A 25914-nucleotide genomic window follows, 5' to 3' on the forward strand; every position below is an offset into this window, starting at 1 on the left:
GCCGCATGCCGGGTGCAAGCTAGTCTGGAACCGCAAAGGTCAGATTGGCCCAAAGTGTTTCCCATACCGCACCTGTTTGATCGGCAATCTCAGCGCTTGGCTCGCGCAGTACCACGGCGTCCACCATGTAGGCATAGCCCGGTATCACCGGGAAGGTCGCGATGCCTTCGTCATCCGTTCGATACAGCGCTATCTCAACGGAACCATTTGGTGCCTTTTGAAACACTTCAACCTGTTCGTTGGTCCGCGGATCGTTGCGGTAATGGACCTGCACCTGAAACCCGTCAGACAGATCGTCAGTGTAGGGGTTTGAGAGCGCGACAATTTCAGTTTCCAGCCCGACACGGCGGTCGGCACCTGAACCGTCACCAACACCGATCAGCGTCTTCGAGTAGCGTGAATAGACTTCAAGAAAGTCGTTCAGCGGCAGGTCACGGGCTTCGTGTTGCTGGCGGACGTTACCCAGGTCCTTGTGGTCGACAAATCTCTGGAACTTTTCCCAATTCGTATAATCAACGGTCGCATTGCGGGTCTGATAGGCGGCAACATGCAAGCCATTTGAGAGAGGATTCTGATTGAGCGCCGGAATATCGCCCGGGCGCCCGCGGACGCGGACCACGTCCTCACCGGCGAAAAGGACGAAATTGACGAAACTCCGGGGCAGATACGAGAGCGTAACACCTGCAAACTCTTCGCCATTGACAAGATCAGCCTCAAGTTTACCGTCCGCGGGAATCTGGTAGGCCTTGGGCTCAATCCAGAATTCGTGGGCCATCAGGGGCTGGCAGATCAGACAAAAGATGAATGCAAGAACGCGCATAACGACTTCCCATTTTTATCGGATCAGAGTGGCCTTCCTTCGCATCTTGTCAAGCGTGATGGTCCTTTGGTTCACAACGCTGTCAGTCGCGCAAGCCCATGAGGTGCTACCGTCCATCGCGGACATGCGCGTGGTCGGCGACCGCGTGGTGTTCGAAGTGCGCGCGAATATCGAAAGCTTCGTTGCTGGTGTGAACCTGACCGAGACGTCCAATACGAACGAAGCGGCGGAGGCCGCCGTCTACGACGCCTTGCGCGCATTGGAACCTGCGGACTTGCAAGCCCAGTTTGAGGCATTCTGGCCGCAAATGGCTGAAAGGATCACGCTGTCTGCGGATGGTATCACCCTGACACCGACGCTTGATCGTGTGATTGCCGATCCGGTCGGGAATGTGGAGCTAGTGCGCAGTTCCATTATCCAGTTCAGTGCCGAATTGCCGGATGGGGCGATCAGCGTGCAGATGGGCTGGGCGCCGGAATTTGGCGTTCTGGTACTGCGACAAATGGATGTACCCGCGCCATATGACGGCTATCTGGTGCCGGGCGCGGTTTCGGACCCGATCATCCTCGCGGGCAGTGGTCAGGCAAGCGGGTGGGGCACATTCATCGATTACATCCCCGTTGGATTTGATCACATCCTGCCCAAGGGGCTGGACCATGTCCTGTTCGTGTTGGGGCTGTTCTTTCTGTCCACGCAGCTGCGTCCGCTCATCATCCAGATCTCTTTGTTCACGCTGGCGCATACGATCACGTTGGCCCTTGCCGCCTTGGGTTTTGTCAATGTGCCGGCCAGCATTGTGGAACCGTTGATCGCGGCATCAATCGTGTTCATTGCGGTTGAAAACATCTGGGCGAAAGGGATTAGCCCTTGGCGGCCCTATATCATCTTTAGTTTCGGCCTGCTGCATGGCCTTGGCTTTGCATCCGTCCTGCAGGAATTCGGCCTGCCGGGTCCCACGTTCATCGCAGCGCTCATCGGCTTCAACGTTGGCGTTGAAATCGGCCAACTCGCCGTCATCGCGATCATATTCCTGTGTGTCTGGCAAGCCCTGCGGATTGATGAGGGCGAGAATGAGGTCAATCAGGGTTTCGCCCTTTACGCGGTGCTACTGGTGATTGCAGTTGCCCTGGCCATCCTGAATCCTGCAGGCCTCCAAGCCGCACTGGAAGGCCCAGTCTGGCTCTTCGCGGCGCCACTGGCGCACGTTTTTGGACTTTCGCTCTTGTCGATCCAACTTCGTGATCGGGTCGACGCCTATCGCCAGTTTGTCGCCATTCCGTGTTCGCTGGCCATCGCCTTTATCGGGGCCTATTGGGTGATTGAGCGGGTTTTCCTTTAACCCCCTTGCCAGCGGATCAAACCACGGCTATAGCGCGCGCACTTAATCCCGCAGGCGGGGGCGGGCCCAATGGGGAGACATCCCAAAGGGTCCACCGGTTGGCAAGGCGCTGATCCCCCGCTGAGGCTTGAAACCGGAAAAGGAAAACGGACATGGCTCTTCCCGAGTTCACCATGCGTCAGTTGTTGGAAGCTGGCGTTCACTTCGGTCACCAGACCGCCCGCTGGAACCCCAAGATGTCGCAATACATCTACGGTTCACGCAACGGCATCCACATCATGGACCTGACACAGACCGTACCCCTGCTTGATCAGGCGTTGCAGGTCATCCGCGATACTGTCGCCAAGGGCGGCCGTGTGCTGTTTGTCGGCACCAAGCGTCAGGCATCAAAGCCGATCATGGAAGCGGCAGAGAAATCGGCACAGTTCTACATGAACCACCGCTGGCTGGGCGGTACGCTGACCAACTGGCAGACTGTTTCGCAGTCGATCAACCGCCTGAAGGCCATTGATGAAGCGGCTGAGACCGGCTTTGGCGGGCTGACCAAGAAAGAGCGTCTGGGCATGGAGCGTGAGCAGGGCAAACTGCAGGCCTCGCTTGGCGGTATCCGTGAGATGGGTGGTGTGCCTGATCTTCTTTTCGTCATCGACGTGAACAAGGAAGACCTCGCCATCGCAGAAGCCAAAAAGCTGGGCATTCCTGTTGTGGCCGTGGTTGATACCAACTGCTCGCCCGAAGGTGTGGACTACATCATTCCAGGCAACGATGACGCAGCCCGCGCGATTGCGCTTTACACAGACCTCGCCGCGCGTGCGGCCCTTGACGGTATGACCGCACAATTGGGTGCGGCTGGCGTCGATATGGGTGCAATGGAAGAACTGGCCGAGGAAGTCATCGCCGAAGAGGCACCTGCCGCGCCAGAAGCCGAAGAAGCGACCGCTTCTTAAGCGCTGTCACAAAACGGTCGGGTGGGCGCGTTACGCCCCACCCGCTACAAGACGAAATTCCGCTTCAAGGAGAAGTAAAATGGCAATCACCGCTGCATTGGTGAAAGAGCTGCGCGACAGCACGGGCGCAGGCATGATGGATGCCAAAAAGGCATTGACCGAAAGCAATGGCGATATGGAAGCGGCCGTGGACTGGTTGCGGACCAAGGGCCTCGCGAAAGCGGCCAAGAAATCGGGCCGTACGGCTGCTGAAGGTCTGGTCGCTGTCGCGGTTGACGGTGGCAAGGGTGTCGCGGTCGAGGTGAATTCTGAGACCGACTTTGTTGCCAAGAATGCTGATTTCCAGAAAATGGTCTCTGGCATTGCGCAGACGGCGCTGGGTGTCGGCGATGTCGACGCGCTCAAAGCGGCTGACATGGGTGGAAAGACCGTTGAACAGACCGTGACCGACGCGGTTGCCGTGATCGGAGAAAACATGTCGGTCCGCCGGATGGCGGCCATCGAAGGCGACAGCGTGGTCAACTACGTCCACAACGCTGCTGCCGATGGCATGGGCAATATCGGCGTGCTGGTTGCGATGAAGGGCGACAATGCGGCCTTTGGCCGTCAGGTTGCGATGCATATCGCGGCGGCCAACCCTGCGTCCCTGTCCGAAGCAGATCTCGACCCTGCTGTTGTCGACAAAGAAAAGCAGGTGCAGATGGACATCGCCCGCGAGAGCGGCAAGCCTGAAGCGGTCATCGAAAAGATGATCATCGGTCGGATGAAGAAGTACATGGCCGAAGTCACGCTTCTGAACCAGCAATTCGTCGTGAACCCCGATCTGACTGTCGCGAAGGCTGCCGAAGAGGCCGGTGTTGAGATCACCGGCTATGTGCGTCTGGCCGTGGGTGAAGGCATCGAAAAAGTCGAAGAAGACTTCGCCGCAGAGGTCGCGAAGCTGGGCGGCTGATCCAAAATAAAAATGAGCAATAAAGAGCCCGGCCAATCTGGCCGGGCTTTTTTTGTATGGTGTGTATTGTATTCGTTACAACCATAGCGGAGTTTCTCTTTTGAGCAGATCAGCTAATTACAACCAAGTACAAGGATTACAAATGCCAATCGAAGAAATCATACGCCAGGACGATCTGAACCAATTCCCCTGGCAATCGATTGTAACGAGCGTCGACACAGATACCGGTGAAGTATTGGGACGCACTAGTACCTACGACGACGGCACCAAGACCGACCAGCTGTTAGAGAACGGCGTGCTGCGCGAGAGCTTCCAGTCAGACAATTTCGACCAGTTCGGACAACCCTTGCCTGGCGGCGGTGCGAAACGTTGGGAGAGCATCCAGACATTCTACGACGCCGAAGGCCAGCCGGAGTTCAAGACTATTATCTTCGACGACGGCACCCGCACCGATCAGCGCTTTGAGAACGGCGTGCTGCGCGAGAGCTTCCAGTCGGACAACTTCGACCAATTCGGTCAGCCCCTGCCGGGCGGCGGGGCAAAGCCGTGGGAAAGCATCGAGACCCGCTTTGACGCTAATGGAGATATCGAAACACGCTCAATCACCGGCGACAACGGCGTCCAGACAGAGCAGTTCTACACCGATGGTGTGTTGCGCGAATTCTTTCAGACAGATGGTTTTGACCTTGGTGAGACGCCTCCAGCGGATGGGGGTGTCTTCGACTGGCGCGGGAAGTTAACCATCTATGACGCCGATGGAAGCATTACATCCCGCGGGACTGTTTTCGACGATGATGATCAGATCATCTTCAACTATGAAAACGCGCAGATTATCGAACGTCTGCGTATCGATGGTGATGGCGATGAGGATTGGCTGCTCAGCGTGACGACGTATGCAGATACGGGTCCTGAGACTGTGAACTACGAAACGCTCGGCGACGTCCCAAGCCAATACTTGGAATACTTTGGAGTGATCGCGTAGGTCTTTTCAAGGTGCGGCACCATGTTCGGAAGACAACATGGTGCCGCGTAAGTCGTCTATGCCGGCCCGATTTCGGGACGAGGGACACGGCATATGGACAGAGTGCTGACACCTCAAGTCAAACCCAAAGTGCCAGCGTCCGGTTACCCGGTGCGCCATCAGAGCCTTGTAATCGCAAGGGTTAATGAACGCTGTTCCCAGGCCTAAGGCCACCACTCACGGAACACGGACAAATTGCCATTTAACGTTACGTTAAGAAAGTCAGGGAAACCTGACCTTCGCGACATCATCTGATTTTTGCCGTGGCGTCAGATGAAAGAAGATTGCGCTAGAGCGCGCTGTCCATCACGAACATCTGGTTATAAAATGCAGCTTTTAGAACGGCTTGGGCCGTTGTTTCCACATCCAGCGCTTCCCGCGCCAGGCGCAGGTGTTTCTCAACCGTGGCCGGTGTGAGCTCCAGCAGCACCGCGATATCCTGGGTTGTTTTACCATCGCCAACCCATTGCAGAACTTCGCGCTGGCGCTTGGTCAGATGCCGCTCACCGGAATAGGGCAGGGTGAGCAGTTTCAGGTGCATCACGTTGTTCATGACGATGATCGCGTCGCCGTGCTTGGCCCATGTCTGTTCCACCTGATCCTGGCTCAGGCCCGCACGTGCTGTCAGCGCAATCGCGCCCTTCGTCCGCTCCGAGATCGACCGAAAGCTGATCGTATAGCCAGCGGTCACATCCATCTCGCGATTGAAATCCATCACCCGCTTCTCGCTTTGTGTCAGATTATCGATGCGGTTCATGTCCATCATCCAGCGCCAGGAACAGGCGCCGTCATTGGCCAGTGCCCAGTTCAGCATTGGCGCATGAAAATAGAGGCCTTCGTCAAAAAAGACCTTCATGTATTCTTGGCTTTGTGTGGACAAAAGCACCCAATCCTGCGGATCGCCCAGCGAGCTTGACGTGCGATAGCGCGTAAAACCGTACATCAGGCGATCAAAGCCATATTGGCTCATCTGCTTGGTGTGTACGTCCCACAATTCCTCAACGCTGCGCGCGTTTGTCAGCCGATCAAGCTGTGCGATCAATTCGGTCATCAACCTTCCCCCAGATAGGTCAACAAGGCATCCATGGCCAATGGATAGCCAGCCGCCCCGAAACCGCAGATCTGCCCGATCGCAACGGGGGCGATGTATGATTTGTGGCGAAAGTCTTCGCGCGCGTGAATGTTGGACAGATGCAACTCAACCACCGGCACCATCGCCGATGAGATCGCATCCATCAAGGCAATCGATGTGTGTGTGAAGGCACCGGCATTCAGGATGATGCCTGCATATTTGCCGCGTGCCGCATGGATGGCATCGATCAGTGCGCCTTCATGATTGCTTTGTTCAAAGTCGAGCGTCACGCCAAGCGCTTCGGCGCGTTTGACACACATCTCCTCGATATCGGCAAGCGTCGTCGGGCCGTAGACTTCGGGCTGACGTGTTCCCAACAAGTTCAGGTTGGGCCCATTGAGGATTAGAATTCTGTGTGTCATGCGGACCCTCTAACATCTTTGACTCGTTGATCAAAATGGAATTGTTGGTCGATGGCTATGCGCCAGTTCTTGCCTGCAGATGTTTGAGGCAAAGCAAGGCACGGCTAGGTCGTCTCACCGGTATGTACTTGCGTGTGTGTGGCATTGATGTCTTCTTCGGCGCCAACCTGCGGAGAACTGCGAAGAACTGATGCGTCTTGTTGCAATCACAACTATGCGGAACGAAGCGCCGTTCATCCTGGAATGGGTGGCCTATCATCAGGAAATCGGCGTCACGGATTTTCTGATTTTCAGCAATGATTGTGAGGATGGAACCCACCAAATGCTGGATCGGCTGGCGGCTCTGGGCCATGTCCATCACGAGCGCAACCGCGCAGGGGGTAAGAAATCCGTCCAGTGGCGCGCATTGAGCAAGGCCAGGAACCATCCGGCAGTCAAAGGCGCGGAGTGGATCTATGTCACGGATGTGGATGAGTTTTTGTGTATCCATGTCGGCGATGGGCGGATCGCTGACCTGATTGCAGCCTGTCCGGATGCTGAGGGCTTTGCCTTACCATGGCGCATGTTCGGCAATGCCGGGCTTCGCGATTTTGTGGATGCGCCGGTCCTGACGCAGTTTACCCAGGCCGCCCCCGAACGGCTGCTCTGGCCATGGCGTGCGGTGCAGTTCAAGTCTCTCTATCGGTCCGATCCGTGCTATGACCGGCTTGGTGTCCACAGACCCAAACTGGTAGAAGGCGCGGAGTGGGGACACTGGATTGACGGCAATGGCCGTCGTCTGCCCGACATACCCGGCACAATCCACCTGACCACCGCGCCGCGTTATGGTCTCGCGCAGATCAACCATTACGCACTGGGATCGATGGAGAGTTTTTTGGTCAAAGTGGCCCGTGGCAAACCCAACCACGAAAGCGATCCGATCGATCTGGCCTATTGGTCAGACCGCAATCTCAATATCGTGGAAGACAGGCGCATCTTGCGCCATCAGGCTGCGGTCGCGGCGCGTGTCGAGACGCTGAAGTCCGACCCCGAGATTGCGGAGTTGCATGAAGAAGGGGTGGCGTGGCGCAAGGCGCGGATCGCCGAACTAATGACCCATTCGGACAGCTTTTATTTGTTTGCCCGGCTTCAACAGATGCCGGACACGCGTGTCCTGCCCATGTCGCAGCAACGGGCACTACTACAGGGGCTGGGCGTCATGCGCACCGCAGAAAAGGCGCGCAAAGAAGAGGGTTAGTGCGCCGTCTCACCAGCCAGTTCGACGGTAAAAAACCAGTCTTCCTCGGGGTTTCGGGCGAGCACTTCATCCGGGATTACATCTGGCCCGGACAGGAAGACATTTGCGCCGAAATGGCTATGCAGGCGCGACAGGGCCTCTAAGCGCTCGGCGGTCAAAGTCTCGTAAAGTTTAGCGTAATCCGGTCGCCCTTTGAGTGCCGTAATACGCTCGCGATGCCACGCAACCGCCTCATGATGTGCTGCGGCAATGTCGGGATCCGCCATCCGCCGCGCCAATTCCGCCTGCATCATCGGTAGGCGCTTCTGGATCGAATGATCCTCTTCGGCATTGTTGTTCATCCGAAACCAATAGGCGAGGCCCTGATCCCGATCCACGTGGTTCACGCGGCCACGATCACGCTTGACGAGGAAACTTTCGGCGGAGCGGACGGCATAGTGGTTCAGTTGGACGAGATCGTAACCATATGTCTCGGTCGTCGAACGCCAGCCGTTGCGATACATGCCACGGGGCAGGGAACGACCCGACCCGTTGACCCAGTTGATCATCTCCCAAAGCTGCGGGTTGAGCCCCTTGGGCCGGTGCACGCCCAGCTTCTTAAAGATGCCGTTATTCTCAAACAGCGTCTTAAAGCCCCAGGCCTGATGCGGTTTTCGAGCAAGCTCTGGCGCGCAGCGGGTGAATTGTTCGGTGACGGGTCTGTCCGCATAAGCATGTCGGTCGGCATTACCAAAAAGGCGCCACGTCATCGCGATCATATTGGCGTCCGGGACCGCATCAAAGAGCGCCTGCAGCGTACCGTCGCCAACTTTGACATTCACAAACTCGTCCACGTCGATACAGGCGACCCACTTCGCATCGCGGATCAGTGGCTCATCTTCGGCGGCCTGAAGGGCGGCGTGCTGTGGTTTAAGGTCCATTTGCCGGTAGGGATTCTCGCGATGCTGCACCAGACCCTTTTGCATCAGCATTTGCAGCATCGTGTCGGTGCCGTCGCTGCAATCATTGGTGTAGACCAGAAAGTCGTCGAACCCAATGGCGCGATGATAAGCCAGCCATTCAAGGATGAACGGCCCTTCGTTTTTCATCGTGGTGACAATCGCGCGTCTGTCGTTTTGCACTTCCAGTGGCGCGACTTCGGGCACACGGACAGGGTCATGTTTGAAATAGTCCTTTGCCTGCGCCAAAAGCACATCATCTTCGATCAAGGACGTTTTCGGCACGATCTTTGAGATACTTTCGGTCGAGTGGCGCAGCGCCATATGCCGGTAAAATCCCGTCCTTTGGGTGCGGTCAGGCACGGCGTTGCCGACGCGCACCATGCGCCAGACAGCCGCATCAGGCGCTTTGGCCGGTGCAAGACACCAGCGCATTCGCCCGCCCCGCGCATCAAATTGCACGCAGATATGATCGGCAAAGCGCGTTGGCTGGTTTGGACGCGTGCGCCAGGGATAACAATGGCGACCGGACAGCGTGATCAAGCCGCCTTTGGCACCGACCGCGCGGTCAAAAGCCGATGTTTCAGAGGCGGTGATCAGATCATGCACATCGATATTGGCAACGGCCCGCGCCTCGGCCAGAAACCGCATCCGCGTGATCTCATACCACGTCAGGACACCGAGCGGCGCCTGCCACGGATCTGGGGCCGGGACCTTCATCCGGTCTTTTCCCGGCGCTTCTGGGACGCAGAACGGATGCGCTTCGGGCGGGAAGCCTGGCTTGCCAAGTGGTAGATCGCTGCTGACGAGAACGACGGGGAGATCCGGCAAAACTGCTGTCAAATCGGACACGAAATCAGGGTCAGCACCCGGTTTCGCACGATCAAGAAGGACAACGCCCTCGAGATCGTGGCGATCCATGTGATAATGCAACCACTCCAAAACGGTCGTTGCATCCTCTCCATTGCGCTCAGCAACGATCGCATTGCGGCCTTCGAATAGAGGTAATTCGGCTTCTGCGGGCGTTAGTGTGGCTTCTTCACCGTCGATCAGAAATCGTGGCCGATCAGCGCCTTCCATGGCGAAGGTAAGAACTGGCGCGCCTACAACAGATCGGACATCCGTGCGTGTTGCGTTGACAGGCTCAATCGAGTCGGGATCGCTGCCAGCATCGCAAAAAAGCGTCACATACCTCTGGCCTTCAAAGGCATGCTCCACCACATCGATGATGCGCACCTGAGCAATCTCACGACCCGCAAGCCTGCGCTCGATCAGCGTACCGGGCACCGGAACACCCTGGCCCAGCAAGCGTTGCGATGACGCACCTGCATCGTTCCCGCGATCATCTTGCCTCCATTGTCATTGGCACATACGGTTGCGCGCAGGCGGCCATATGATGCGTAGTTGTGCTTGCATGGGCAGTGTAAGTGGTCAAGACGGCGAATGCACATCGTGATCTGGAGGGGATCGTAGTTTTGCGCTTGCAATGCGTGGCGACAAAGGAAAACGAATGACGCGACTGCGCGAAGTCGGCACGCTTTGGATCGGTGGCCCGCTGAGCTGGATGGAGCAGCTTTGCCTGAAATCCTTTGTCGATCAGGGGCAGCAGATCACGCTTTTTTCCTACGAGGATATTCCGAATGTCCCAGACGGTGTGTTCCGGCGAGATGGGCGCGAAATCATCGATACGGACGATTTCATCAAGTATGAGCAAAAGAACAGCTACGCGCTGTTTGCCGATCTCTTTCGCCTGCACATGATCCATAAAAATCCGGGGATGATCTGGATTGATACGGATGTCTGTTGTCATAGGCCGTTGGATTACGATAGCGACTATGTCTTTGGCTACGAATTGCCGGGAGAGCACCGGGTCAACAATGCTGTGCTAGGCATGCCCGCCGATAGCGCGCTTTTGGCGGCGATGTTGGACTTCACGTCTGACCGCTATGCGATTGCGCCGTTCCTGCCGAAAAAGCGGCAGGAGAATATGCGTAAGGCGGCCGAGAGGGGCGCGCCGGTTCATGTCACACAGCAGCCTTGGGGGGTTTGGGGGCCGTTGATGGTCACGCATTTCGTTCATGAATTGAGCCTGACCGATCAGGTACAACCGTTGAACGCGTTCTATCCGATTACGTTTCGGGACAGGCTGAAGTTCTTGCGTCGCGCAAGGATTGCCGAAGGACTGGTCACCGACGAGACGACGGCCTTGCATCTTTGGGCGTCAAATAAACGGCAATTGGGCAATCTTCACAATGGGTTGCCGCCCAAAGGCAGTTATCTCGACAAACTCGTAAAGGCACACGGGATCAACCCGCATCTGGCCCCGATCAAGGGACGTGGGAACGCAACTTTCGATGGTGCGCTTATTGACGAGCTCGATATCGACGAGGTGACGGTAGCCGCTGATCTTTCTGGTGGCGCACGTACCTTCATGTTGGCCCTGCATCACAAGTTTGATTGTGACCTGCAGCTGATCAACACAAACAGGCATGGCAAGTTCACCGATGAAGATCAGCCCTGGCTCGCTGATTACAAGGCTTTCCTGATTGATCACGATGTCGACCCAGGCTGCATCAAGGTCATTCGCAGCGCACAGGATCTGCGCAAAGTTGACGTGTTATGCAACCTTGCGGGCTTTGGGGACCGCTATAAGATTGGTTTTCTGGCGCCTTTTTTGGATGCGTGTCTACACGCCGACAGCCGTCTCTTCATGGATATCCGCAAGGGCTCTGGGGCGTTTCCATTCCTGAAGGATTATGGAGTTGCCGCGCCATTATCGACACGTGAGGAAGGCGGCAAAAACATCACGCGAGTCAGCGTCACGCCAAAGCCTCCCGCTGCAGAAGACAACGCTGCCGATTGGGGACAAATCGCAACGTCTCTCGCCGGGGCAGAGGGGTGGTACCGCGAAGGCACCAACGGCCACAGCCTTTTGTTCGCGCCGCGCAGTCGGGAGACGCTGGTTGTCACATTCGACAATCTCGATATCACGATGACCAAGCGCACCGACCGCCGCCCGTGGGGCTACAGTTTCATCAAGGAACAGGGTTGGTCGATGCTGGGCGTGCTCGCGGGCGGCTGGACATGGTATCGCGAGCCTTGGATTTACGACCAGTTTGATGAATTGAGAGAAAGCGGGTTTTTCGAAGGATTCCAGCGTGTTGTATTCTACGGTGCATCAATGGGCGGCTATGCGGCTTGCGCGTTTTCCCCCGCCGCGCCGGGCTGTGATGTTGTCGCCATCTCTCCGCAATCCACCGTCGACAAATCCGTGGTGCCGTGGGAAACGCGCTATAAGACCGTTTGGGACCGCGACTTTACCGGCGAGTATGGCGATGCCGCGGATGTGAGCCGTGCAGCGCGCAAGGTTTCGATCCTTTATGATCCTTATGAGCCGCTTGATGCGCAGCATGCCGCGCGATTCACCCATCCCAATGTGATGCATCTGCGTGCGCCCCTTCTGGGCCACCGTCTAGGCAGTTCGCTTAATCAGATGGGGATTTTGGCACCGATCATCCTCGGCGCGTTGGACGGCACGCTTACGGAGCAGGATTACTATCGTCTGCTGCGGGCCCGGCGCGACTTCCCTCGTTACCAGCGCGAGCTATTCCAGCGGACGCTGACGCGCGGCCACCGGAGACTGGCCAAATCGCTCGGCCAGTTCATCCTGGCGAAAAACCCCAACCGGGCCGTCAGACGCGGCCTGCAAGGGCTGTGACGGCATCAAAGGCACTCATCACGTGACAACACACGCCCAACAGCTTTGCTCAGACTACAATGTCAGCTTTGCCCAGACCTTCCGCTACCAATATGTCGTGAGCCCCAGCGCGCTTGAGCTGCCTGGTTTTACCTTCACGGCTGTGGGACAGCACTGGGTTGGGGTAGGGGAAGCGCTTCGCTGCAAAACGCTGACTGACAGCACCGGGGTGGCATTTGGGTTGTGCCTTGGCATCGCTGTGGATCATGATGGGAAAACACCGGAAGAGGTCTTTAGCGCGGATTTCGACAGCGCATCAGCCAATGCCTTGCAGCGCTTTGAGCAGTATCTGCAGTGCCTCGCCGGGCGCTACGCCATCATCTCACATCTGCACGGCAAGACCTATTTTCACTGCGATCCCGTAGGGATGATCGGCGCTGTTTATGCGCCTGAGACGGGTCGCATCGCCTCAAGTACGTTTCTTTGTATTGATCGCCCGGCCGTCTGGCACCCGCTCTACGACCGCGATGAGATTGAGGCGGGCGAGGGGGCCTATGGTCTGAACCATACATCTGACGCGCATGTTTTCCGTATAAATGCAAGTCACAGAATGGTGCTTGATACGCTGCAAACAGAGCGGTTCTGGCCCCGCAAAGAGGCCGCTTTCGCAACCGATGAGGCGCAGTACGGCGCGATCTACGACGAAATGATCGCCGCGACGCGCAAAATCATGGCGCGCATGATCATGCTTGGTGAGACCTCGCTGCCGCTGTCTGGCGGCAATGACAGCCGCCTCCTGATGGCGTTCGCCGGTGACAGCACCTTGCGCGACATCACCCAGGTTTTTTCCCATATCAATACATATGCCAATCGCCGTGATGCGCATGTGGCCGGGATCTTGTGCGCAGCGAAGGACCGGCCCTTTGAAGTCCATGATCGCAAGAAAGTGTCGGTGCCACGCTACGTGCGGCGCCTGGCGGAGCGGCGTTACAAGATCGGATCGGGGACGATGGCAGTCGTGCCGAAAGAGATCGAAAACGGGTTGTTTCTGAATGTCCGCGAGAACGCCATCGTGATGCGTGGTCATCAGACCAACATCATGCGTGGTCAGTACCTTGTCACGGCAGACCCGGAAGAGTGGCGCAAACCGCGGTGGCAAATCAGAATGATGCGGCTCGTTGGCAACGGCAAGTTCAATGGCGAGGTGGCAACTCGGTTCCTGCCTGCTTTTCAACGTTACTATGACGACCTGCCCGAGAACGCTCTGGCGCGATCAGCGGATTTCATCTTCTACGAAACGCTCGTCCCAGCAGCACTCGGGACGCTGTTTCCGGGACAAGACCATGCATTCTACTTGTCGCCATTCAATAGCCGGCGCCTCGTCCAACTCTCGATGCAACCGGACACCGCCTACCGTATGCGCAATGCACCAACCACAGACGTTTTGCTGCGTGCCGATCCAGTGCTTGCTGCGCTACCGTTCGCATATGAATTGCCCGCAGACCTTCAAGAGACGCAAGAAGCGCTCAAAACCCGCCACAGGCGCGTTCGTGACGGGTTGCGTCGTTATGCTGACATCTTTGGTGAATGCGCACCGGAGGAGGAGGCGATGGTGTTGCCTTTAAGTGAAAGTGCAGAAGATGAGTAACCTTTGCGAGGGATTGCTGCGGCGCATTATGTCGCTTAGGACGCTCGGAACACATTTGGACAGGACCTACAACGAATGAAGATCGCTGTTGCCGGGTTGGGCTATGTCGGATTGTCGAATGCCATTTTGTTGGCACAACACAACGAAGTCGTCGCCATTGATATCGATGAGAGCCGCGTTGCGGATGTGAACGACCGTCAGCCCCCCATCGAAGATGCGCTGATGAGCGAGTTTTTGGCGACGCGAGACCTTGATCTGCGGGCCACCACCGATCCTGCCGAAGCCTATAACGGCGCTGATTTTGTCATCGTTGCGACGCCAACGAATTATGACCCCAAAACCAATCTTTTCGACACCAGCAGTGTTGAGGCCGTCATCGCCGAAGCACGCAAGCGCGCGCCCGATGCGTGCATCATTATCAAGTCAACGACACCGGTCGGTTTTACATCCAACCTGAAGGCTGAACTTGGCTATGATCAGATCATCTTCTCTCCTGAATTTCTGCGTGAAGGCAAGGCCTTAGAAGACAATCTTCATCCTTCACGAATCATCGTTGGCGCCCATTCGGAAAATGCCCGCACCTTCGCGGATTTACTTGTGGCAGGTGCGGTGAAAAAAGACATGCCGGTCCTCTTCACCAAGTCGATAGAGGCCGAGGCGATCAAGCTCTTCTCGAATACCTATCTTGCCATGCGCGTGGCCTATTTCAACGAACTTGACAGCTATGCGATTGCACATAACCTCGATGCACGAGAAGTCATAGATGGCGTCAGTCTCGATCCTCGCATTGGTGCACATTACAACAATCCGTCTTTTGGCTATGGCGGTTACTGCTTGCCCAAGGATACCAAGCAGCTTCTCTCGAACTATGATCAGGTTCCGCAGAGCCTGATCGCGGCGATTGTCCAATCCAACCGTACGCGCAAGGACTTTATCGCGGATCAGATCATCGCGAAAAATCCAAAGGTTGTGGGTGTTTACCGGTTGGTTATGAAAGCGGGCTCTGACAATTTCCGCGACAGCTCTGTCCAAGGCATTATGAAGCGGATCAAGGCCAAAGGAATAACATGCATCGTCTATGAACCTGTGCTTGAGGATGAACACTTCTTCCGTAGCCGTGTCGAACGTGACCTGGACGCATTCAAGGCAGAGGCAGACCTGATACTCGCCAATCGATTGACAGACGAAATTAACGACGTCGCTGACAAGGTTTATACACGCGATCTGTTCGAGGTGGATTGATGAACGGAAAAACGGCACTGGTCACCGGCGCCGCAGGCTTCATTGGCTTTCACTTGAGCCAGATGTTGCTGGGGCAGGGGGCCCGGGTGATCGGGCTTGATAACCACAATGACTACTATGATCCCGCGCTGAAGGCCGCGCGTGAGGCGCAGCTGATCTCGGACGAAAACTATGTCAGCATCAAAGGCGGCGTCGAAGATCCGGGCCTGTTGATGGGCCTTTTCGAGACGTACCGTCCGGACTATGTCATCCACTTGGCTGGTCAGGCAGGCGTCCGCTATTCCATCGAAAATCCAAGAAGTTACACGCAATCCAATCTTGTAGGATCGTTTGAATTGCTGGAGGCCGCGCGTGCCTTTCCGCCGACGCATCTGCTGATGGCATCAACCAGCTCTGTCTACGGTGCGAACACACAGATGCCGTATCGTGAAACGGACAAGGTCGATCTGCCTATGTCGTACTACGCTGCAACGAAGAAGGCGACTGAGGCGATGTCGCACAGTTACGCACATCTTTTCGATATTCCGATCACGATGTTCCGCTTCTTCACCGTTTACGGGCCGTGGGGCCGACCAGACATGGCGCCGCATCTGTTCACACAAGCCATCCTGGATGGCAAACCTATCAAGGTGTTCAACAACGGCGATATGATGCGTGATTTCACGTACGTGACCGACCTTGTCCGCGCCATCGTGATGCTTTGTGACGCGATCCCTGAAACTGCCGCAAAAGAAAGCAGAGACAATTCCCAATCGCCGGTTGCGCCATGGCGCGTGGTCAATATCGGAAATGGCGCACCGGTACAGCTTATGGCCTTTGTTAGGGCTATCGAGCAAGCCTGCGGCAAGACTGCAGAAAAGACGATGCTTCCCATGCAGCCCGGAGACGTGCCAGCAACTTGGGCGGACACGTCGCTACTGCAAGATCTGACAGGTTATGCGCCAAAGACCGACGTCAATGAAGGTGTTCAGGCCTATGTTGTTTGGCATCGCGCATATTATGAGCGCTCCAACGACTTATCCGTATAGTCAGAAGGCTTTAACATAATACTGACTATGCGCCTTTTTGACCTGTTTAGTTGATGTGGTAAAACCCTGATAGCGTATAGAGTGCATCCGTTCAACACTAAATATAGCGTACTCCCCCACATATGCCCGACCAACGATACAATGACATAAGCTGCAAGCTCCGGCGGCTCGCGACAGACCTTGAAGCCCAAGCCGCCAGCCATCGCAAACTCGCCGACCAGCTCGACCACGCGATGACACAGAAATCACCCGTCAAACACAGACCACAACATCTAGCATAGCCCCCGTGTTCGCTGGGCCTTGGCACCCGCTCTGCATCTTGGTAGATCGTTTACACGGCCTGATTGCAGTGGATGAGAGGCGTCACACGCAAGGATCGTAAATTGAAACCACGCGAAAGTGGCACGCCTCTCTATGCCCGACCCAAGATTTAATGATGTCAGCGAGCGCTTGCGACGCATCGCAACCGACCTCGAAAACCAAGCTCGCGAACATCGCAAACTCGCCGACCAGCTCGACCACGCCATGACCGCACCAGAGCGGCCCACGACACCGCCGCCACATCTGGCCGCACTGGATGCCGCCGCCTTGCAACTGGTCGATCTGCCCGCCGCCGAAATCAGGACGCAAGCACCCATCATCGCGCGGGCCGCAGGACAGCAAGTGCTACCGGTCGCCATCCGTGCGCAGCACCTGCGCGCAGCCCGCAGAATAAGCCGCAGACGCGCCCAGACCCTCAAGCTGCTGGCCCTCATCGCCAATGGCGCGACCCTCAAGGCGGCAAGCGCCTCTCTGGGGCTGTCTGAGGCCACCGGGCGGCGTCTCAGGGACGCATGGCGGGAACACGGCTAGCGGCGATATCGGTGCTTGCGGATCATGTCGTCCCGCTTCCAGCCGGTGAACACCTCGGACGCGGCCAGCCGGTCGCTGTGCTTCTGGCAGTAGCGCGTCAGCCATGATGGCGTGACACCCAACTTGGCTGCGGCTTGGTTCTGCTGGTAGCAGTCCGCCAAGGCGCGCTCGACAGCGGCAAAGATGTCATCATGCAGCTTCGCTTCCATTTCCGGGATTGTGAGCATGATCGGAATCCTCCTTTTTTGCAGGTCTGCAATTTACGCCGGCTTTTTTGCAGGTCTGCAATTCCTTCCTGGCTACAATTGCGATTCTGCAATTACATCGATCGCGTTGCAAGTCTGCAATTCGCCCAGCTGGGGAAATTGCAAGGCTGCAATAACGGATCCAGAATTGCAGATCCGCAACCGTCTGAAGGTGGAAGTCGTTGGAAGTCCGTGGAAGTCGGCCCCTCCCGTCGATCTCGATGCCCTCCGGCCCGATCCGGGCGAACGAGGTCAACGAGAGAGGCGATTTCAAACGCAAAACGGGCCTCTGAGGGGTCCCAGAAGCCCGTTTGACGATGGATTGCAAAGTGGGGCTAGCGCACCCACTCCTTGATGACGGCCAGCCCGAAGGCGGCGAGCGTGCCAACCGCGCCACCCACGGCAGCGGCGTCAACCTCGTTGGCCAGCCCCATCGCCAGCACCGCCGCACCTGCGGCACCGCCAACATGGCGCGAGACGGACGCGGTGACGCGATCCGACAACAGGAAACGAATGGGAAGTGATAGCATGTTTAGCTCTCCTTGATTAAGCGCACCCGCTGGTGCCGTTCCAATTCCGTGACCCGGCCGGTCAGCCGGGTCATGTCGTCATGCAGGCGGTCCACCCGCTTGCTGGCGCTCTCGATGGTGGCAATGGCCGCGCCCATGCGGTAGTAGAGCCCCCCTACCCCAAGCAGGTTTGCAGCGGCCAGCGCGGCCAGTATCAGCTCCACGGCGCTCATTTGATGGCCCCCGATGCCTGCAAGGCCCGGTAAGACACGTAGACCCCTCCGGCGATGGTCGCCCATTTCACAAGCTCGGTCGTGGACTCGGCGGCATCACCGGCCTTGCTGGCGGCGTATCCCCCCACCCCAAGCGCGATGATGCCCCAAATGATCACGTGTACACCCATGTCAGATTTTCCTTACTGCGGCCAAGACAGCCGCTTTGGTGGTGAGCGATTTATTCAGACCATCGCCCGCGTAGTAGCTTTGTCCCGTCGCCTTGCGTCGGCGCTTGTCCCGCGTCTGTGCAGGCAGTGAGGCCCATTCCTTGGAAAGGTTCTGCGCGAACGCCACGTCCGTGATCTGGCCGTTGCGATACCGGTCAAGACCCCGGCGGCGCAGCAGCGCAATCGCAAGCCTGTCCTGATTGGCGCGGTTGAAAAGGTCGTTGAGCGTCAGGCCCGCCTGCTTGTAGAGGCCGCGCAGGGTGTCCTCCAAAATCTGGTAGGCCCCGGCGGCTTCGGAATTGTATTTCCGGTCAATACTGTCCTGCCACGCCAGCACCTCGCCAATGGTCATCGTCTGCAACGTACGTGGCGGATAATCCTTGCGCGCGATCCGGCCCCATACGGCGCCGTAATCGCCCCGGCTTTCGTGTTTCCGGATCAGGCTCAGAAGCGGCTCCACATTGCCGCTGCCGCGCGCCGCACGTACGTGGCCCTGAGCGGGGCGCTGGACGGCATTACCGCCAACGGGCCGCAGGAAGGCGTCGCCGAAGCGCTGCAAGGCATCCTGAGGCCGCACCCTGCCAGCGGAGCCACCAGACGCCGGTGTGACGCGTCCCTGCCCCTCTGCCGCCTCACGGGCCTGCACCTCGCGGACCGCCCAGCCGACAGTCCCGACGATGCCCGCCGCCACCACAGCTTTGACCCAGCGCGCCATCACAGCAGCCTGTAGGCAATGCACAGCGCAGACCCATCGCCACCATGATCGTATGACAACGCTACCCGCCTTGGGAGCCGCACACGCGCAATGCTGGTCGATGCGCCGTTGCTCACCTGCAGGAGCGGGCGGTTATAGATCACGGGCTGCCCGACGCCTATTCCACCCGGCCCAACATTCACCGGCGGGGGTGACCACTGCATGACAAGCCTCGCCGTGGACGCGCTGCCCGATGAAAGCTGTGCATGCAGAATTTCGATGCCATGATCGTTGTCATCCCGCCGCACCATCTGATTGTCGCCGCCCTCAAAATTGTCCCACCTATAGCCGTCCATATTGAGCCATTGCGCCGCTTCGGCGGCGTTCACCACATCGCCAAAGGACGCCCCGCCATTGTCGCGCGCATCCACCGGCCCGGATGTGGTCAGGCGGCTATCGCGAATGCCGCCGCTCCCGATGCCCACTTCGATATTGAGAACATCCTGACCCTTGTTGACGATCTGCACCTTGTTGAAGCTGCGCCCGTCGCGCACCTCGTATTCGAGACCGGCAAAAAACGGGGTGGCTGCGTCATCATCCCACGCGACCGAAAACGCACCGTCAGCGCGCAACACGTGAAAGAAATCACCCTGCCGGTCGATGCCCTGAGTAGCCCCCGGCTTGATGGCGTAGGCAAGTTTGCGATAGGATGCGATGCTCATTTGAAGACACTCCGGGCAATGAAGATGATGGCGATTGCAGGGATGGCGTATTCAACGAGCCGTTCGAAGAATTGCGCCTGCTCGGACCCCGACCGGGCGGCAGCGTCAGAGAAGGCCGCGTCAGCGCGCGCAAGGCTATCCGCCGCCAGATCAAGAGATCGCATTGTCAGGTCGCGGGAGATGTCCCCCACGCCTTCCGCAGCCTCAAAGGCGCGGGTCGAGGCGGTTTCGACCAGATCAAAGGCACCGCCGTCCGTGATGGTCAGGTCACCCTCATCAAGGCGGTAGACACGCCCCTCGCCATCGGCGGCGATGCGGTTGTCTTCGACCGTGCTGTTGTTCTGGGTGCGGTTGCTGCTTTTGCTAGTGCTGCCAAATCTGAATACCAAGGTGAGCCTCCTTTATTTGCGCATTGCGAACCACAAGACGCCGCCAATGATCAGAAACGGCACTGCGGTTTGCGCGACAGCCGCTAGCCCTGTCGGTGCTTCGCCGAATGAAAACGTGCCCGTCGCTGCGGTGTTGGTGCCTTGGTTGTGGCCCTCTGCCGTCGCCGGTCCTGCCGTCAGGCTGAACGGCGGCAAGCCTGTCGCTGCACTGCCCAAGCTGGCGGCGGTGCTTGGATCGTCTAGGAGCGTGTCAGGTGACATCGCCATCAGCCGAACTTCAGGTAGAGGATGCCACCAACAAGGGCAGCACCGACGATCAGCCCCACCGGGATGCCGCCGTCATCAGGGACCATATGCGCTGGCTGCGCGGCAGGGCCGCCACGAGCGCCGTTAGCGAGCCGGGCACGGCCATAGTCAAGCGCATCATCCAGCCCCGTCAAAAGGGTGTTGCGGGCCGCGTCACGCAGTTCCTGGAAGAACCCGCTGGCCCCATCCGTTTCCACGGTCGTGACGGTCGGAACAGGCTGCACGTTCTGGCGGTTGCCCCGGTACTGAAAATCCGTGGGGCTACGCACGCGCGGGATGCTTGGCGGGCGATACTGGTGGGTTGTTGGACTGCCCGGACGGGTCGGGGCGGCGGCAGGAATGATCAGCTTGCCAGCGGCGTCAAACCAGCCGCGTGCAAGGCGGACAAGCCCGTCTGTGGACGGGGTCTTGCTGGTATACTGAAAATCGGTTGGGCTGCGCATGTCTGGCGCTCCATCGTTGAGGGGTTTGGGGAACGGCGGGGCTGTTCATCGCCCCGCCGCCGGGACAATCACCTGCAGGTGTCAGGCGATGTTGTCGTCTTGGATCGTGGTCGCGTAGATTTTGAACGCGTTCGGGGCCGCGAGGAAATCGGCTTTCACCCGGAAGTCCGTCAGCTTCAGAGGCATTGCCTCATCCATACGCTGCTCGCCAATGAAGTCGATATGCGTGAACCCGTCCTGCGGCGTGCGCCCCGAGGTGCGCAGCTGTTGTTCGCGGATAATCGGCGTTGAGATATACTGGCGCACATTGTTGGCCAGCACCTCCACTTCGCCGATGTCGGCATTGTCGATATCGAGCGCCAGCAAACGGTGTGGCCCAAGGGCCGGGACGCCCACCATCTCATGCTGACCCGTAAAGCCGAAATCGTCAGCATAGGGCTGGATGCGCAAATGGGTGCCAAAGGGGCGCGGGTCAGACTGACGTGCATAGATCTCCAGCCTAGGCTGGTTCAGCACGTCCTCGAAATCAACCTCAAGCGTGAAGTTGGCCATGCTGCCGCCAAAGGTGCCGTAGCCGGTGCTGTCCTCGCCGCCGCGCGTGCGCGCCCATGGGCTTGTCAACAGTAGCGGCAGGCAACCGGGCACCCACGGGATGCCATAGAAGGCCGCACGCTTGCGAAAGAAGGATGCATCGCCTCGCATCTTGGTGTCGCCATCCACGATCAGACGAATTTCGCCGATACCGTTGTCGAGGTTGTTGGCGGAGACCGGCTGGCGGGTTGGGCCGGATTTTACTTCCAGCATCAGGGCCGTGTAGGTCGGCCCCAGTGGAATGCGGCAGGTTGCCGTCTGGCCCGCGCCTACTTGTGGCGTCGGGAGTTTGTTTAGGCGGTAGACCATTCCTAGCCCCCGTAGCCCATGCGCGATTGCGCAATGATTGGGTTGTTGCCGAACACGGCCATGAGGTAGCCAGTGCCGACAATCGCAACGGCCACCGTGACGGCAAGGCGAATGTCTTGTCCTTTGATTTTCATGGATTAGGCCCTCCTAGACCATCATTCCGGGTTTTGGATCGTCGGGCCGGTTGAAGATGATTTCACGGATGACCAGCAGGATGAGGCCCGCAATCACTGCGCTGGCAATCTGCTTTTTCATCCGCTCACCTCACAAAAAAATGGCCGCTCTGATCTCTCAGTGCGGCCAGTTAGCGGAAAACGGGGAATCCTGTCTCAGCGCTCCCCACGTACGTAACGTTACGTGGTTTTGTGCTTTTTTCTGCGACCGGGTGTCACACCCCCGGTTGAGACCTCCCCCGCACGTACGCGATGCAGGAATTGCAGCGGCTTGAGGTTTTCCACGTCCGCCGGTTTGAGGCCCAGCGTTGCTGCCGAACGTGCAACGTCATTCGGTTCGATGTTGGTAAAGACCACGGCCTCAGTGCAGTTGCCTCGGAAACGCGAATGCACCTCCGCGATGCGTTGCGAACAGCCGAACAACTCAATTCCCTTGTGCCGCCCCTGACTGCAGAGCGTGGCAAAATTGGGGGCCTTGGTTGGCCCGCCAGCCGCGGGGAATGCGTCGGCCATCTCATCAACAGCCAGCGTCAGCATCATGTCATGCTGTCCGGCCTCGTAGCCTTTCTGTGCCGTCGCCAACATCCCGGCCAACTGGTTGAGACAGCGCGCCTCCTGCCCCGGCTGCGGGCAATACGCCACGCGGAACTTGCGCCAGTCTGCAACCATCGCCTTGCGCACCTCATCGACGGTTGCGCATCGCTTGAAGCCCTCCGCAACAATGTCGCCGGTGACGTCCATGACAACCACCCTGCCCCGGCCATGCAGCCTGTCGAGTAGGTATGTCGTCTTGCCACTGCCCGACGATCCCCAGACGCCAATGCGGCCCGCATTCTTAGCCCTGCTCATCGGCCTGAACCTCCTCCACGTCCATCTCCCACACGTCGCCCACCGGCTCAGCCTGCGACGGGCGGCGCGGCTGCGGTCGCGGGCCGTTCTGCGATGCCTGGGCGGCTTGCATCCGTTCCGCGCGACGTTCGAGGATTGCCATCTGCACAACCTTGGCCTTGAGGAAGAAGAACGACCCGGCGGTCATGAACAGCATCAATTGCTCACGTCCGCTGTCGAGGAAGAACGGCGCATAAGCGTCCAGCAGATCATAGGTTGCATCAGACGCCGCACGGGCGTGTTCTTGCTCGTGTGGCTGGATGGCAAGCTGCGGTAATGGACCGCCGGGGAACGTCACAGACCCCAACTGGAACGCCGCCTTGAACGCCGCCCAAAACGCATCCTTGGTCAGCCTCTCCGGCTCGAAACTCTCTGGCTCGAATACCGGGTTGCCGTCCTCGTCAATCTGTTGCGGGCCGTCCGCGTCCGTCTCGCCCGGTTCGATATCCGGCATGGCCATGCTTTCCAGCGCGGCCAGACCTTCATCACTCGTAGAAGTCATAGACGCCTCCTCCTCGCTTGGCTGGTGTTCCGGTGTCGGTTCCTGTGTCTTCTTCGGTGGCATGGTCTGGCCCCTTCATCTTGAGTTTGTCTTGATAGAATTTGCGCATCATCGTGGCGGTCTCTTTGTGTGAGTATCGCCGCTCCACAAGGCAAAGCGTGCCATCGTCACCGGTCGGCCACTTGCAGGTGAAAAAGAGCTTGTTGGATTTGTTCATGCGGATCGGATTGACGCGCCCACAACACGGACAGTCGATCTTGGCGATGACCGTCTTGTTGCGCTCGATATCGGGGTATGGATCAGTCATGGCCCTGCCCCTCGGCCACGTACGGGGTTTGGGCGTCGATCAGGTCCAGCAATTCCGCCAGCAGATCGCACGTACGTAATGCGGTCTTCTGGATCGACATTGGGTTGGCCATGACCTTCACGGGCGTGAAGCCTTTGATCTCGTCACGTAGCGTCGTGATCTTTTCGCGGACCGCTCGATTTTGGGGTGTTTGCACGGGCGTGCCTCCTATCTGGTTACTCGCCCGTATGGGGTATCATAATACCGTGCTTTTGAGAATCCCGCAAAATGAAAAAGGGGCCTCAGCGCCCCTTCTTCTTTATGTAATCCTCTAGGTCGATCTGTTTGCTCTCACGCTCTTTCAGGACGATGCAGTCAATCCCGTGGCGTTTGGCGTAAGTGTGTGCCGCTTGTCTGGACGTCCATCCGGTTTTTGGATGGCCCCACATTGCTCGGCTGCGGTGTCTTGTTCTCACCAGTGTATCGTCGTCTACGTATTGCCACAGATAGTACATTTTTGGATCTCACGCAGTTGTTTACGTTCGTCAACATCGGATCTAATGTTTACAGTCGTCAACATTCGGCACCGATGCCCCTGCCCGCTTTTTTCGGCCCTCAGCCGCTTCAGCGATGACGTCTTGATATTTGTCTATATGCCCGCATGGGTTCTGCCAGCAGCTCACGTCATACCACTCACCGTCTTCGCAGAACCGTCGCAACTGGGGCTTCCCGCGTCGTTCGCCGCATTTGGGGCAAAACTCCGAGATTGTGACCCTTTTGATGATTTGATTTATCGAGTGGTAGCCGTTGCCCCAAAGTAGATGCTGCAAAGCGCGATCCAACACTAACACATCCATTTTCGTTTCCTTTTGCCCGCTCATTCTGCCCTCACCCGCTCGGCCTCTTGCTGATAGTCATCGGATAGCTGCCTGTAGGTGGCTTTGGCGCAGGCGCTCGTTTCAGGATCACGCGCCCGCTCTAGGCAGGTCTGTGCTGCCAGTTCCAGACCATCCGCTATCAGATGTTTCCGGGCTATCTGTCTCGTGTACGCCATCAGATTTTCACTCCCTATTAATTCTCAGCGGCGCGAAGCGCCCCATTCTCCCACGCTTTCTTCTCGTCCAGGTATTGGCTGTAGTTCTCGTCACCGTCCCACTCGCGAAAAGCGGACGGACGGTCTGGCCGTCCGCTTTCGGGGCAGACGCCGGAGGCGTCGGACAGCCCCGCGCCGCGACTAGCGGCGGCCTTCTCCTCTTCCCCTGTTTCTTCTTCTGTTCTTCTTTGTTGGGGTGCCAATTTGGCACCGTAAGTGGACAAAATGGCACCGTAAGTGGACAAATTGGCACCGTAAGTCTGGCGTTGCTCTTTCAACCATGCCGTTTTGGCACTGTTCTTTGGCGCGCGCGGGCTGGACCACATCGGCAGTCCAAACTTGTAAACGGTTGAGCGCGCATGCCCGCCCGTGACGTAAGCCATCGGTTCGATGAGACCGGTGTCCTCAAGCGTTCTAAGGTGCCTTTTGACTGTCCTAAGCCCCTGCCCGCCAAGGGTGGCTAGTGTGTCCTTGCTGGGCCGCGCTTGACCGCTATCGCCGTTGCAATGCTTAACGAGGCATTTGAGTACCGACAGGGGACCAAATTTCAGCCCCATGATTTCAGCGGCTTCAATCACAGCGTTTTGATAGCTGTAACCATAGGGCTTAGGCCCTTGCTTTTCGCGCGCCATGTCACGCGCCTGCGGTCGCGTTCAACCTTTCTCGCAGGGTCTGGCGCATCTTAGCCGCCTCCCCTGACTGTTCGAGCCTGAGTGATCGGGTCTCGACGGCCCTACGGCTTCGGCCTGTCATGAGCCTGTCGGTGATGTCTTGATATGAGTGACCAATTGCCTTTAGGTAGACGATTTGCAGGTCTTCTTCTGGGGTAAATGCGGGTCCACGTTTTGTTCTTGCCATGACATGCCTCTAGGGGTTGTCAGGTCATCACACGCCATATATAGAGTAGGTACGCAGGCCGCGTTATAGCGTCCCCGTCTTCTGGTTGATGTGGAATCTTGCCTTTGAGACGGGGGCGCAAATATTTTAAGCCCCTGTTTTTCTTGCAAAAATGCGTACCAATCTACTGATTATGCGATTCACGCATGTAGCTGCAAAGCGATAATGTCACCCATGAGCAAAGCAGAAGTGTCACTCTCCTCGCAAAAC

Annotated in this window: 31 protein-coding genes; 10 read left to right on the plus strand and 21 right to left on the minus strand. The window is 57.7% G+C overall.

Annotation, left to right across the window (positions count from 1 at the left end; all coding sequences use genetic code 11):
• Positions 1 to 19: 19 nt before the first annotated feature.
• Positions 20 to 775: a DUF4198 domain-containing protein gene (locus SLH47_RS14880; protein ID WP_320240335.1), complete on the minus strand. Its 756-nt coding sequence runs from the start codon at positions 773 to 775 to the stop codon at positions 20 to 22.
• Between the two features lie 103 nt (positions 776 to 878).
• Between SLH47_RS14880 and SLH47_RS14885 the strand changes: the two genes are divergently transcribed.
• The 4 genes from SLH47_RS14885 (at position 879) to SLH47_RS14900 (ending at position 5040) form a co-directional block, all read left to right on the plus strand.
• The gene (locus tag SLH47_RS14885) at positions 879 to 2159 is read left to right on the plus strand and encodes a HupE/UreJ family protein (RefSeq protein ID WP_320240336.1); all 1281 of its coding nucleotides are present in this window, start codon (positions 879 to 881) and stop codon (positions 2157 to 2159) included.
• A 152-nt stretch (positions 2160 to 2311) separates the two neighbouring features.
• Entirely contained in the window at positions 2312 to 3106 is a 795-nt protein-coding gene (rpsB, locus tag SLH47_RS14890) for a 30S ribosomal protein S2 (RefSeq protein WP_320240338.1), read from the plus strand.
• A 79-nt stretch (positions 3107 to 3185) separates the two neighbouring features.
• Positions 3186 to 4058: a translation elongation factor Ts gene (gene tsf / locus SLH47_RS14895; protein WP_320240340.1), complete on the plus strand. Its 873-nt coding sequence runs from the start codon at positions 3186 to 3188 to the stop codon at positions 4056 to 4058.
• A gap of 142 nt (positions 4059 to 4200) precedes the next feature.
• A complete protein-coding gene (locus tag SLH47_RS14900; RefSeq protein WP_320240342.1) occupies positions 4201 to 5040 on the plus strand; it encodes a hypothetical protein in 840 nt (279 codons plus the stop codon).
• 328 nt (positions 5041 to 5368) lie between these two features.
• On the opposite strand, the gene SLH47_RS14905 is transcribed toward SLH47_RS14900, so the two are convergent.
• Positions 5369 to 6130, minus strand: coding sequence for a LuxR family transcriptional regulator (locus SLH47_RS14905; RefSeq protein WP_320240343.1), 762 nt, complete (start codon positions 6128 to 6130; stop codon positions 5369 to 5371).
• Positions 6130 to 6573 (minus strand): type II 3-dehydroquinate dehydratase, encoded by a 444-nt coding sequence (aroQ, locus tag SLH47_RS14910; protein ID WP_320240344.1) that lies wholly within the window; start codon positions 6571 to 6573, stop codon positions 6130 to 6132. Before aroQ ends, SLH47_RS14905 begins: the two co-directional genes overlap by 1 nt.
• Positions 6574 to 6763: 190 nt before the next feature.
• On the opposite strand from aroQ, the gene SLH47_RS14915 reads away from it, so the two are divergent.
• Positions 6764 to 7810: a glycosyltransferase family 2 protein gene (locus SLH47_RS14915; protein ID WP_320240345.1), complete on the plus strand. Its 1047-nt coding sequence runs from the start codon at positions 6764 to 6766 to the stop codon at positions 7808 to 7810.
• On the opposite strand, the gene SLH47_RS14920 is transcribed toward SLH47_RS14915, so the two are convergent.
• Positions 7807 to 10035 carry a glycosyltransferase family 2 protein gene (locus SLH47_RS14920; RefSeq protein ID WP_320240347.1) on the minus strand — a complete coding sequence of 743 codons (2229 nt, stop codon included), beginning with the start codon at positions 10033 to 10035 and terminating at the stop codon, positions 7807 to 7809. The two genes, SLH47_RS14915 and SLH47_RS14920, sit on opposite strands and share 4 nt — an antisense overlap.
• Positions 10036 to 10258: 223 nt before the next feature.
• Here SLH47_RS14920 and SLH47_RS14925 point away from each other — a divergent pair, with 223 nt between their 5' ends.
• The 5 genes from SLH47_RS14925 (at position 10259) to SLH47_RS14945 (ending at position 17215) form a co-directional block, all read left to right on the plus strand.
• Positions 10259 to 12466 (plus strand): hypothetical protein, encoded by a 2208-nt coding sequence (locus tag SLH47_RS14925; protein ID WP_320240348.1) that lies wholly within the window; start codon positions 10259 to 10261, stop codon positions 12464 to 12466.
• A gap of 22 nt (positions 12467 to 12488) precedes the next feature.
• Positions 12489 to 14093, plus strand: coding sequence for a hypothetical protein (locus tag SLH47_RS14930; RefSeq protein WP_320240349.1), 1605 nt, complete (start codon positions 12489 to 12491; stop codon positions 14091 to 14093).
• Positions 14094 to 14168: 75 nt separating this feature from the next.
• On the plus strand, positions 14169 to 15335 hold the full coding sequence (locus tag SLH47_RS14935) for a nucleotide sugar dehydrogenase (protein WP_320240350.1): 1167 nt from the start codon (positions 14169 to 14171) through the stop codon (positions 15333 to 15335).
• Positions 15335 to 16363: a GDP-mannose 4,6-dehydratase gene (locus SLH47_RS14940; protein ID WP_320240351.1), complete on the plus strand. Its 1029-nt coding sequence runs from the start codon at positions 15335 to 15337 to the stop codon at positions 16361 to 16363. The genes SLH47_RS14935 and SLH47_RS14940 overlap by 1 nt, the downstream gene beginning before the upstream one ends.
• A gap of 414 nt (positions 16364 to 16777) precedes the next feature.
• Positions 16778 to 17215, plus strand: a complete 438-nt coding sequence (locus SLH47_RS14945; protein WP_320240352.1) for a helix-turn-helix domain-containing protein — start codon at positions 16778 to 16780, stop codon at positions 17213 to 17215.
• Here SLH47_RS14945 and SLH47_RS14950 read toward each other — a convergent pair.
• From SLH47_RS14950 to SLH47_RS15030, 17 genes are all read right to left on the minus strand, one after another.
• Positions 17212 to 17442: a hypothetical protein gene (locus tag SLH47_RS14950; protein ID WP_320240353.1), complete on the minus strand. Its 231-nt coding sequence runs from the start codon at positions 17440 to 17442 to the stop codon at positions 17212 to 17214. The genes SLH47_RS14945 and SLH47_RS14950 overlap by 4 nt on opposite strands.
• A 353-nt stretch (positions 17443 to 17795) precedes the next feature.
• Positions 17796 to 17990, minus strand: coding sequence for a hypothetical protein (locus SLH47_RS14955; RefSeq protein WP_320240354.1), 195 nt, complete (start codon positions 17988 to 17990; stop codon positions 17796 to 17798).
• Between the two features lie 2 nt (positions 17991 to 17992).
• Complete coding sequence (locus SLH47_RS14960; RefSeq protein ID WP_320240355.1) at positions 17993 to 18202, minus strand: hypothetical protein; 210 nt, start codon at positions 18200 to 18202, stop codon at positions 17993 to 17995.
• Entirely contained in the window at positions 18199 to 18372 is a 174-nt protein-coding gene (locus SLH47_RS14965; protein ID WP_320240356.1) for a hypothetical protein, read from the minus strand. Before SLH47_RS14965 ends, SLH47_RS14960 begins: the two co-directional genes overlap by 4 nt.
• 1 nt (position 18373) lies before the next feature.
• Positions 18374 to 19126: a hypothetical protein gene (locus SLH47_RS14970; protein WP_320240357.1), complete on the minus strand. Its 753-nt coding sequence runs from the start codon at positions 19124 to 19126 to the stop codon at positions 18374 to 18376.
• A complete protein-coding gene (locus SLH47_RS14975; protein ID WP_320240358.1) occupies positions 19126 to 19827 on the minus strand; it encodes a hypothetical protein in 702 nt (233 codons plus the stop codon). The genes SLH47_RS14970 and SLH47_RS14975 overlap by 1 nt, the downstream gene beginning before the upstream one ends.
• On the minus strand, positions 19824 to 20216 hold the full coding sequence (locus tag SLH47_RS14980) for a hypothetical protein (protein ID WP_320240359.1): 393 nt from the start codon (positions 20214 to 20216) through the stop codon (positions 19824 to 19826). Before SLH47_RS14980 ends, SLH47_RS14975 begins: the two co-directional genes overlap by 4 nt.
• A gap of 12 nt (positions 20217 to 20228) precedes the next feature.
• Positions 20229 to 20483: a hypothetical protein gene (locus tag SLH47_RS14985; RefSeq protein ID WP_320240360.1), complete on the minus strand. Its 255-nt coding sequence runs from the start codon at positions 20481 to 20483 to the stop codon at positions 20229 to 20231.
• Entirely contained in the window at positions 20483 to 20965 is a 483-nt protein-coding gene (locus tag SLH47_RS14990) for a hypothetical protein (protein ID WP_320240361.1), read from the minus strand. The genes SLH47_RS14985 and SLH47_RS14990 overlap by 1 nt, the downstream gene beginning before the upstream one ends.
• 81 nt (positions 20966 to 21046) lie before the next feature.
• The gene (locus SLH47_RS14995) at positions 21047 to 21865 is read right to left on the minus strand and encodes a major capsid protein P2 (RefSeq protein WP_320240362.1); all 819 of its coding nucleotides are present in this window, start codon (positions 21863 to 21865) and stop codon (positions 21047 to 21049) included.
• Between the two features lie 2 nt (positions 21866 to 21867).
• The gene (locus tag SLH47_RS15000) at positions 21868 to 21999 is read right to left on the minus strand and encodes a hypothetical protein (RefSeq protein ID WP_320240363.1); all 132 of its coding nucleotides are present in this window, start codon (positions 21997 to 21999) and stop codon (positions 21868 to 21870) included.
• 219 nt (positions 22000 to 22218) lie between these two features.
• Positions 22219 to 22887, minus strand: a complete 669-nt coding sequence (locus SLH47_RS15005; RefSeq protein WP_320240364.1) for a hypothetical protein — start codon at positions 22885 to 22887, stop codon at positions 22219 to 22221.
• Positions 22874 to 23428: a hypothetical protein gene (locus tag SLH47_RS15010; RefSeq protein ID WP_320240365.1), complete on the minus strand. Its 555-nt coding sequence runs from the start codon at positions 23426 to 23428 to the stop codon at positions 22874 to 22876. The genes SLH47_RS15005 and SLH47_RS15010 overlap by 14 nt, the downstream gene beginning before the upstream one ends.
• Positions 23412 to 23735 (minus strand): hypothetical protein, encoded by a 324-nt coding sequence (locus SLH47_RS15015; RefSeq protein WP_320240366.1) that lies wholly within the window; start codon positions 23733 to 23735, stop codon positions 23412 to 23414. The genes SLH47_RS15010 and SLH47_RS15015 overlap by 17 nt, the downstream gene beginning before the upstream one ends.
• On the minus strand, positions 23728 to 23931 hold the full coding sequence (locus tag SLH47_RS15020) for a hypothetical protein (protein ID WP_320240367.1): 204 nt from the start codon (positions 23929 to 23931) through the stop codon (positions 23728 to 23730). The genes SLH47_RS15015 and SLH47_RS15020 overlap by 8 nt, the downstream gene beginning before the upstream one ends.
• Positions 23932 to 24591: 660 nt before the next feature.
• Positions 24592 to 24768 (minus strand): hypothetical protein, encoded by a 177-nt coding sequence (locus tag SLH47_RS15025; RefSeq protein ID WP_320240368.1) that lies wholly within the window; start codon positions 24766 to 24768, stop codon positions 24592 to 24594.
• A gap of 17 nt (positions 24769 to 24785) precedes the next feature.
• The gene (locus SLH47_RS15030; RefSeq protein ID WP_320240369.1) at positions 24786 to 25439 is read right to left on the minus strand and encodes a helix-turn-helix domain-containing protein; all 654 of its coding nucleotides are present in this window, start codon (positions 25437 to 25439) and stop codon (positions 24786 to 24788) included.
• Positions 25440 to 25914 lie beyond the last annotated feature (475 nt).

It is taken from the genome of Cognatiyoonia sp. IB215182, assembly GCF_033963905.1.
Classification (GTDB): Bacteria; Pseudomonadota; Alphaproteobacteria; order Rhodobacterales; family Rhodobacteraceae; genus Yoonia.

Coding starts and splice junctions, on each gene's coding strand:
- SLH47_RS14975 (WP_320240358.1), bottom strand. CDS start 19,827: ATGAGCATCGCATCCTATCGCAAACTTGCCTACGCCATCAAGCCGGGG.
- SLH47_RS14990 (WP_320240361.1), bottom strand. CDS start 20,965: ATGCGCAGCCCAACCGATTTTCAGTATACCAGCAAGACCCCGTCCACA.
- aroQ (WP_320240344.1), bottom strand. CDS start 6,573: ATGACACACAGAATTCTAATCCTCAATGGGCCCAACCTGAACTTGTTG.
- SLH47_RS14935 (WP_320240350.1), top strand. CDS start 14,169: ATGAAGATCGCTGTTGCCGGGTTGGGCTATGTCGGATTGTCGAATGCC.
- SLH47_RS14905 (WP_320240343.1), bottom strand. CDS start 6,130: ATGACCGAATTGATCGCACAGCTTGATCGGCTGACAAACGCGCGCAGC.
- SLH47_RS14945 (WP_320240352.1), top strand. CDS start 16,778: ATGCCCGACCCAAGATTTAATGATGTCAGCGAGCGCTTGCGACGCATC.
- SLH47_RS14915 (WP_320240345.1), top strand. CDS start 6,764: ATGCGTCTTGTTGCAATCACAACTATGCGGAACGAAGCGCCGTTCATC.
- SLH47_RS14925 (WP_320240348.1), top strand. CDS start 10,259: ATGACGCGACTGCGCGAAGTCGGCACGCTTTGGATCGGTGGCCCGCTG.
- SLH47_RS14885 (WP_320240336.1), top strand. CDS start 879: ATGGTCCTTTGGTTCACAACGCTGTCAGTCGCGCAAGCCCATGAGGTG.
- SLH47_RS14960 (WP_320240355.1), bottom strand. CDS start 18,202: ATGAGCGCCGTGGAGCTGATACTGGCCGCGCTGGCCGCTGCAAACCTG.
- SLH47_RS15000 (WP_320240363.1), bottom strand. CDS start 21,999: ATGAAAATCAAAGGACAAGACATTCGCCTTGCCGTCACGGTGGCCGTT.
- SLH47_RS14970 (WP_320240357.1), bottom strand. CDS start 19,126: ATGGCGCGCTGGGTCAAAGCTGTGGTGGCGGCGGGCATCGTCGGGACT.
- SLH47_RS14940 (WP_320240351.1), top strand. CDS start 15,335: ATGAACGGAAAAACGGCACTGGTCACCGGCGCCGCAGGCTTCATTGGC.
- SLH47_RS15010 (WP_320240365.1), bottom strand. CDS start 23,428: ATGACTTCTACGAGTGATGAAGGTCTGGCCGCGCTGGAAAGCATGGCC.
- SLH47_RS14965 (WP_320240356.1), bottom strand. CDS start 18,372: ATGGGTGTACACGTGATCATTTGGGGCATCATCGCGCTTGGGGTGGGG.
- SLH47_RS14880 (WP_320240335.1), bottom strand. CDS start 775: ATGGCCCACGAATTCTGGATTGAGCCCAAGGCCTACCAGATTCCCGCG.
- rpsB (WP_320240338.1), top strand. CDS start 2,312: ATGGCTCTTCCCGAGTTCACCATGCGTCAGTTGTTGGAAGCTGGCGTT.
- SLH47_RS14950 (WP_320240353.1), bottom strand. CDS start 17,442: ATGCTCACAATCCCGGAAATGGAAGCGAAGCTGCATGATGACATCTTT.
- SLH47_RS14985 (WP_320240360.1), bottom strand. CDS start 20,483: ATGGCGATGTCACCTGACACGCTCCTAGACGATCCAAGCACCGCCGCC.
- SLH47_RS15030 (WP_320240369.1), bottom strand. CDS start 25,439: ATGGCGCGCGAAAAGCAAGGGCCTAAGCCCTATGGTTACAGCTATCAA.
- SLH47_RS14955 (WP_320240354.1), bottom strand. CDS start 17,990: ATGCTATCACTTCCCATTCGTTTCCTGTTGTCGGATCGCGTCACCGCG.
- SLH47_RS14995 (WP_320240362.1), bottom strand. CDS start 21,865: ATGGTCTACCGCCTAAACAAACTCCCGACGCCACAAGTAGGCGCGGGC.
- SLH47_RS15015 (WP_320240366.1), bottom strand. CDS start 23,735: ATGACTGATCCATACCCCGATATCGAGCGCAACAAGACGGTCATCGCC.
- SLH47_RS15005 (WP_320240364.1), bottom strand. CDS start 22,887: ATGAGCAGGGCTAAGAATGCGGGCCGCATTGGCGTCTGGGGATCGTCG.
- SLH47_RS15025 (WP_320240368.1), bottom strand. CDS start 24,768: ATGGCGTACACGAGACAGATAGCCCGGAAACATCTGATAGCGGATGGT.
- SLH47_RS14900 (WP_320240342.1), top strand. CDS start 4,201: ATGCCAATCGAAGAAATCATACGCCAGGACGATCTGAACCAATTCCCC.
- tsf (WP_320240340.1), top strand. CDS start 3,186: ATGGCAATCACCGCTGCATTGGTGAAAGAGCTGCGCGACAGCACGGGC.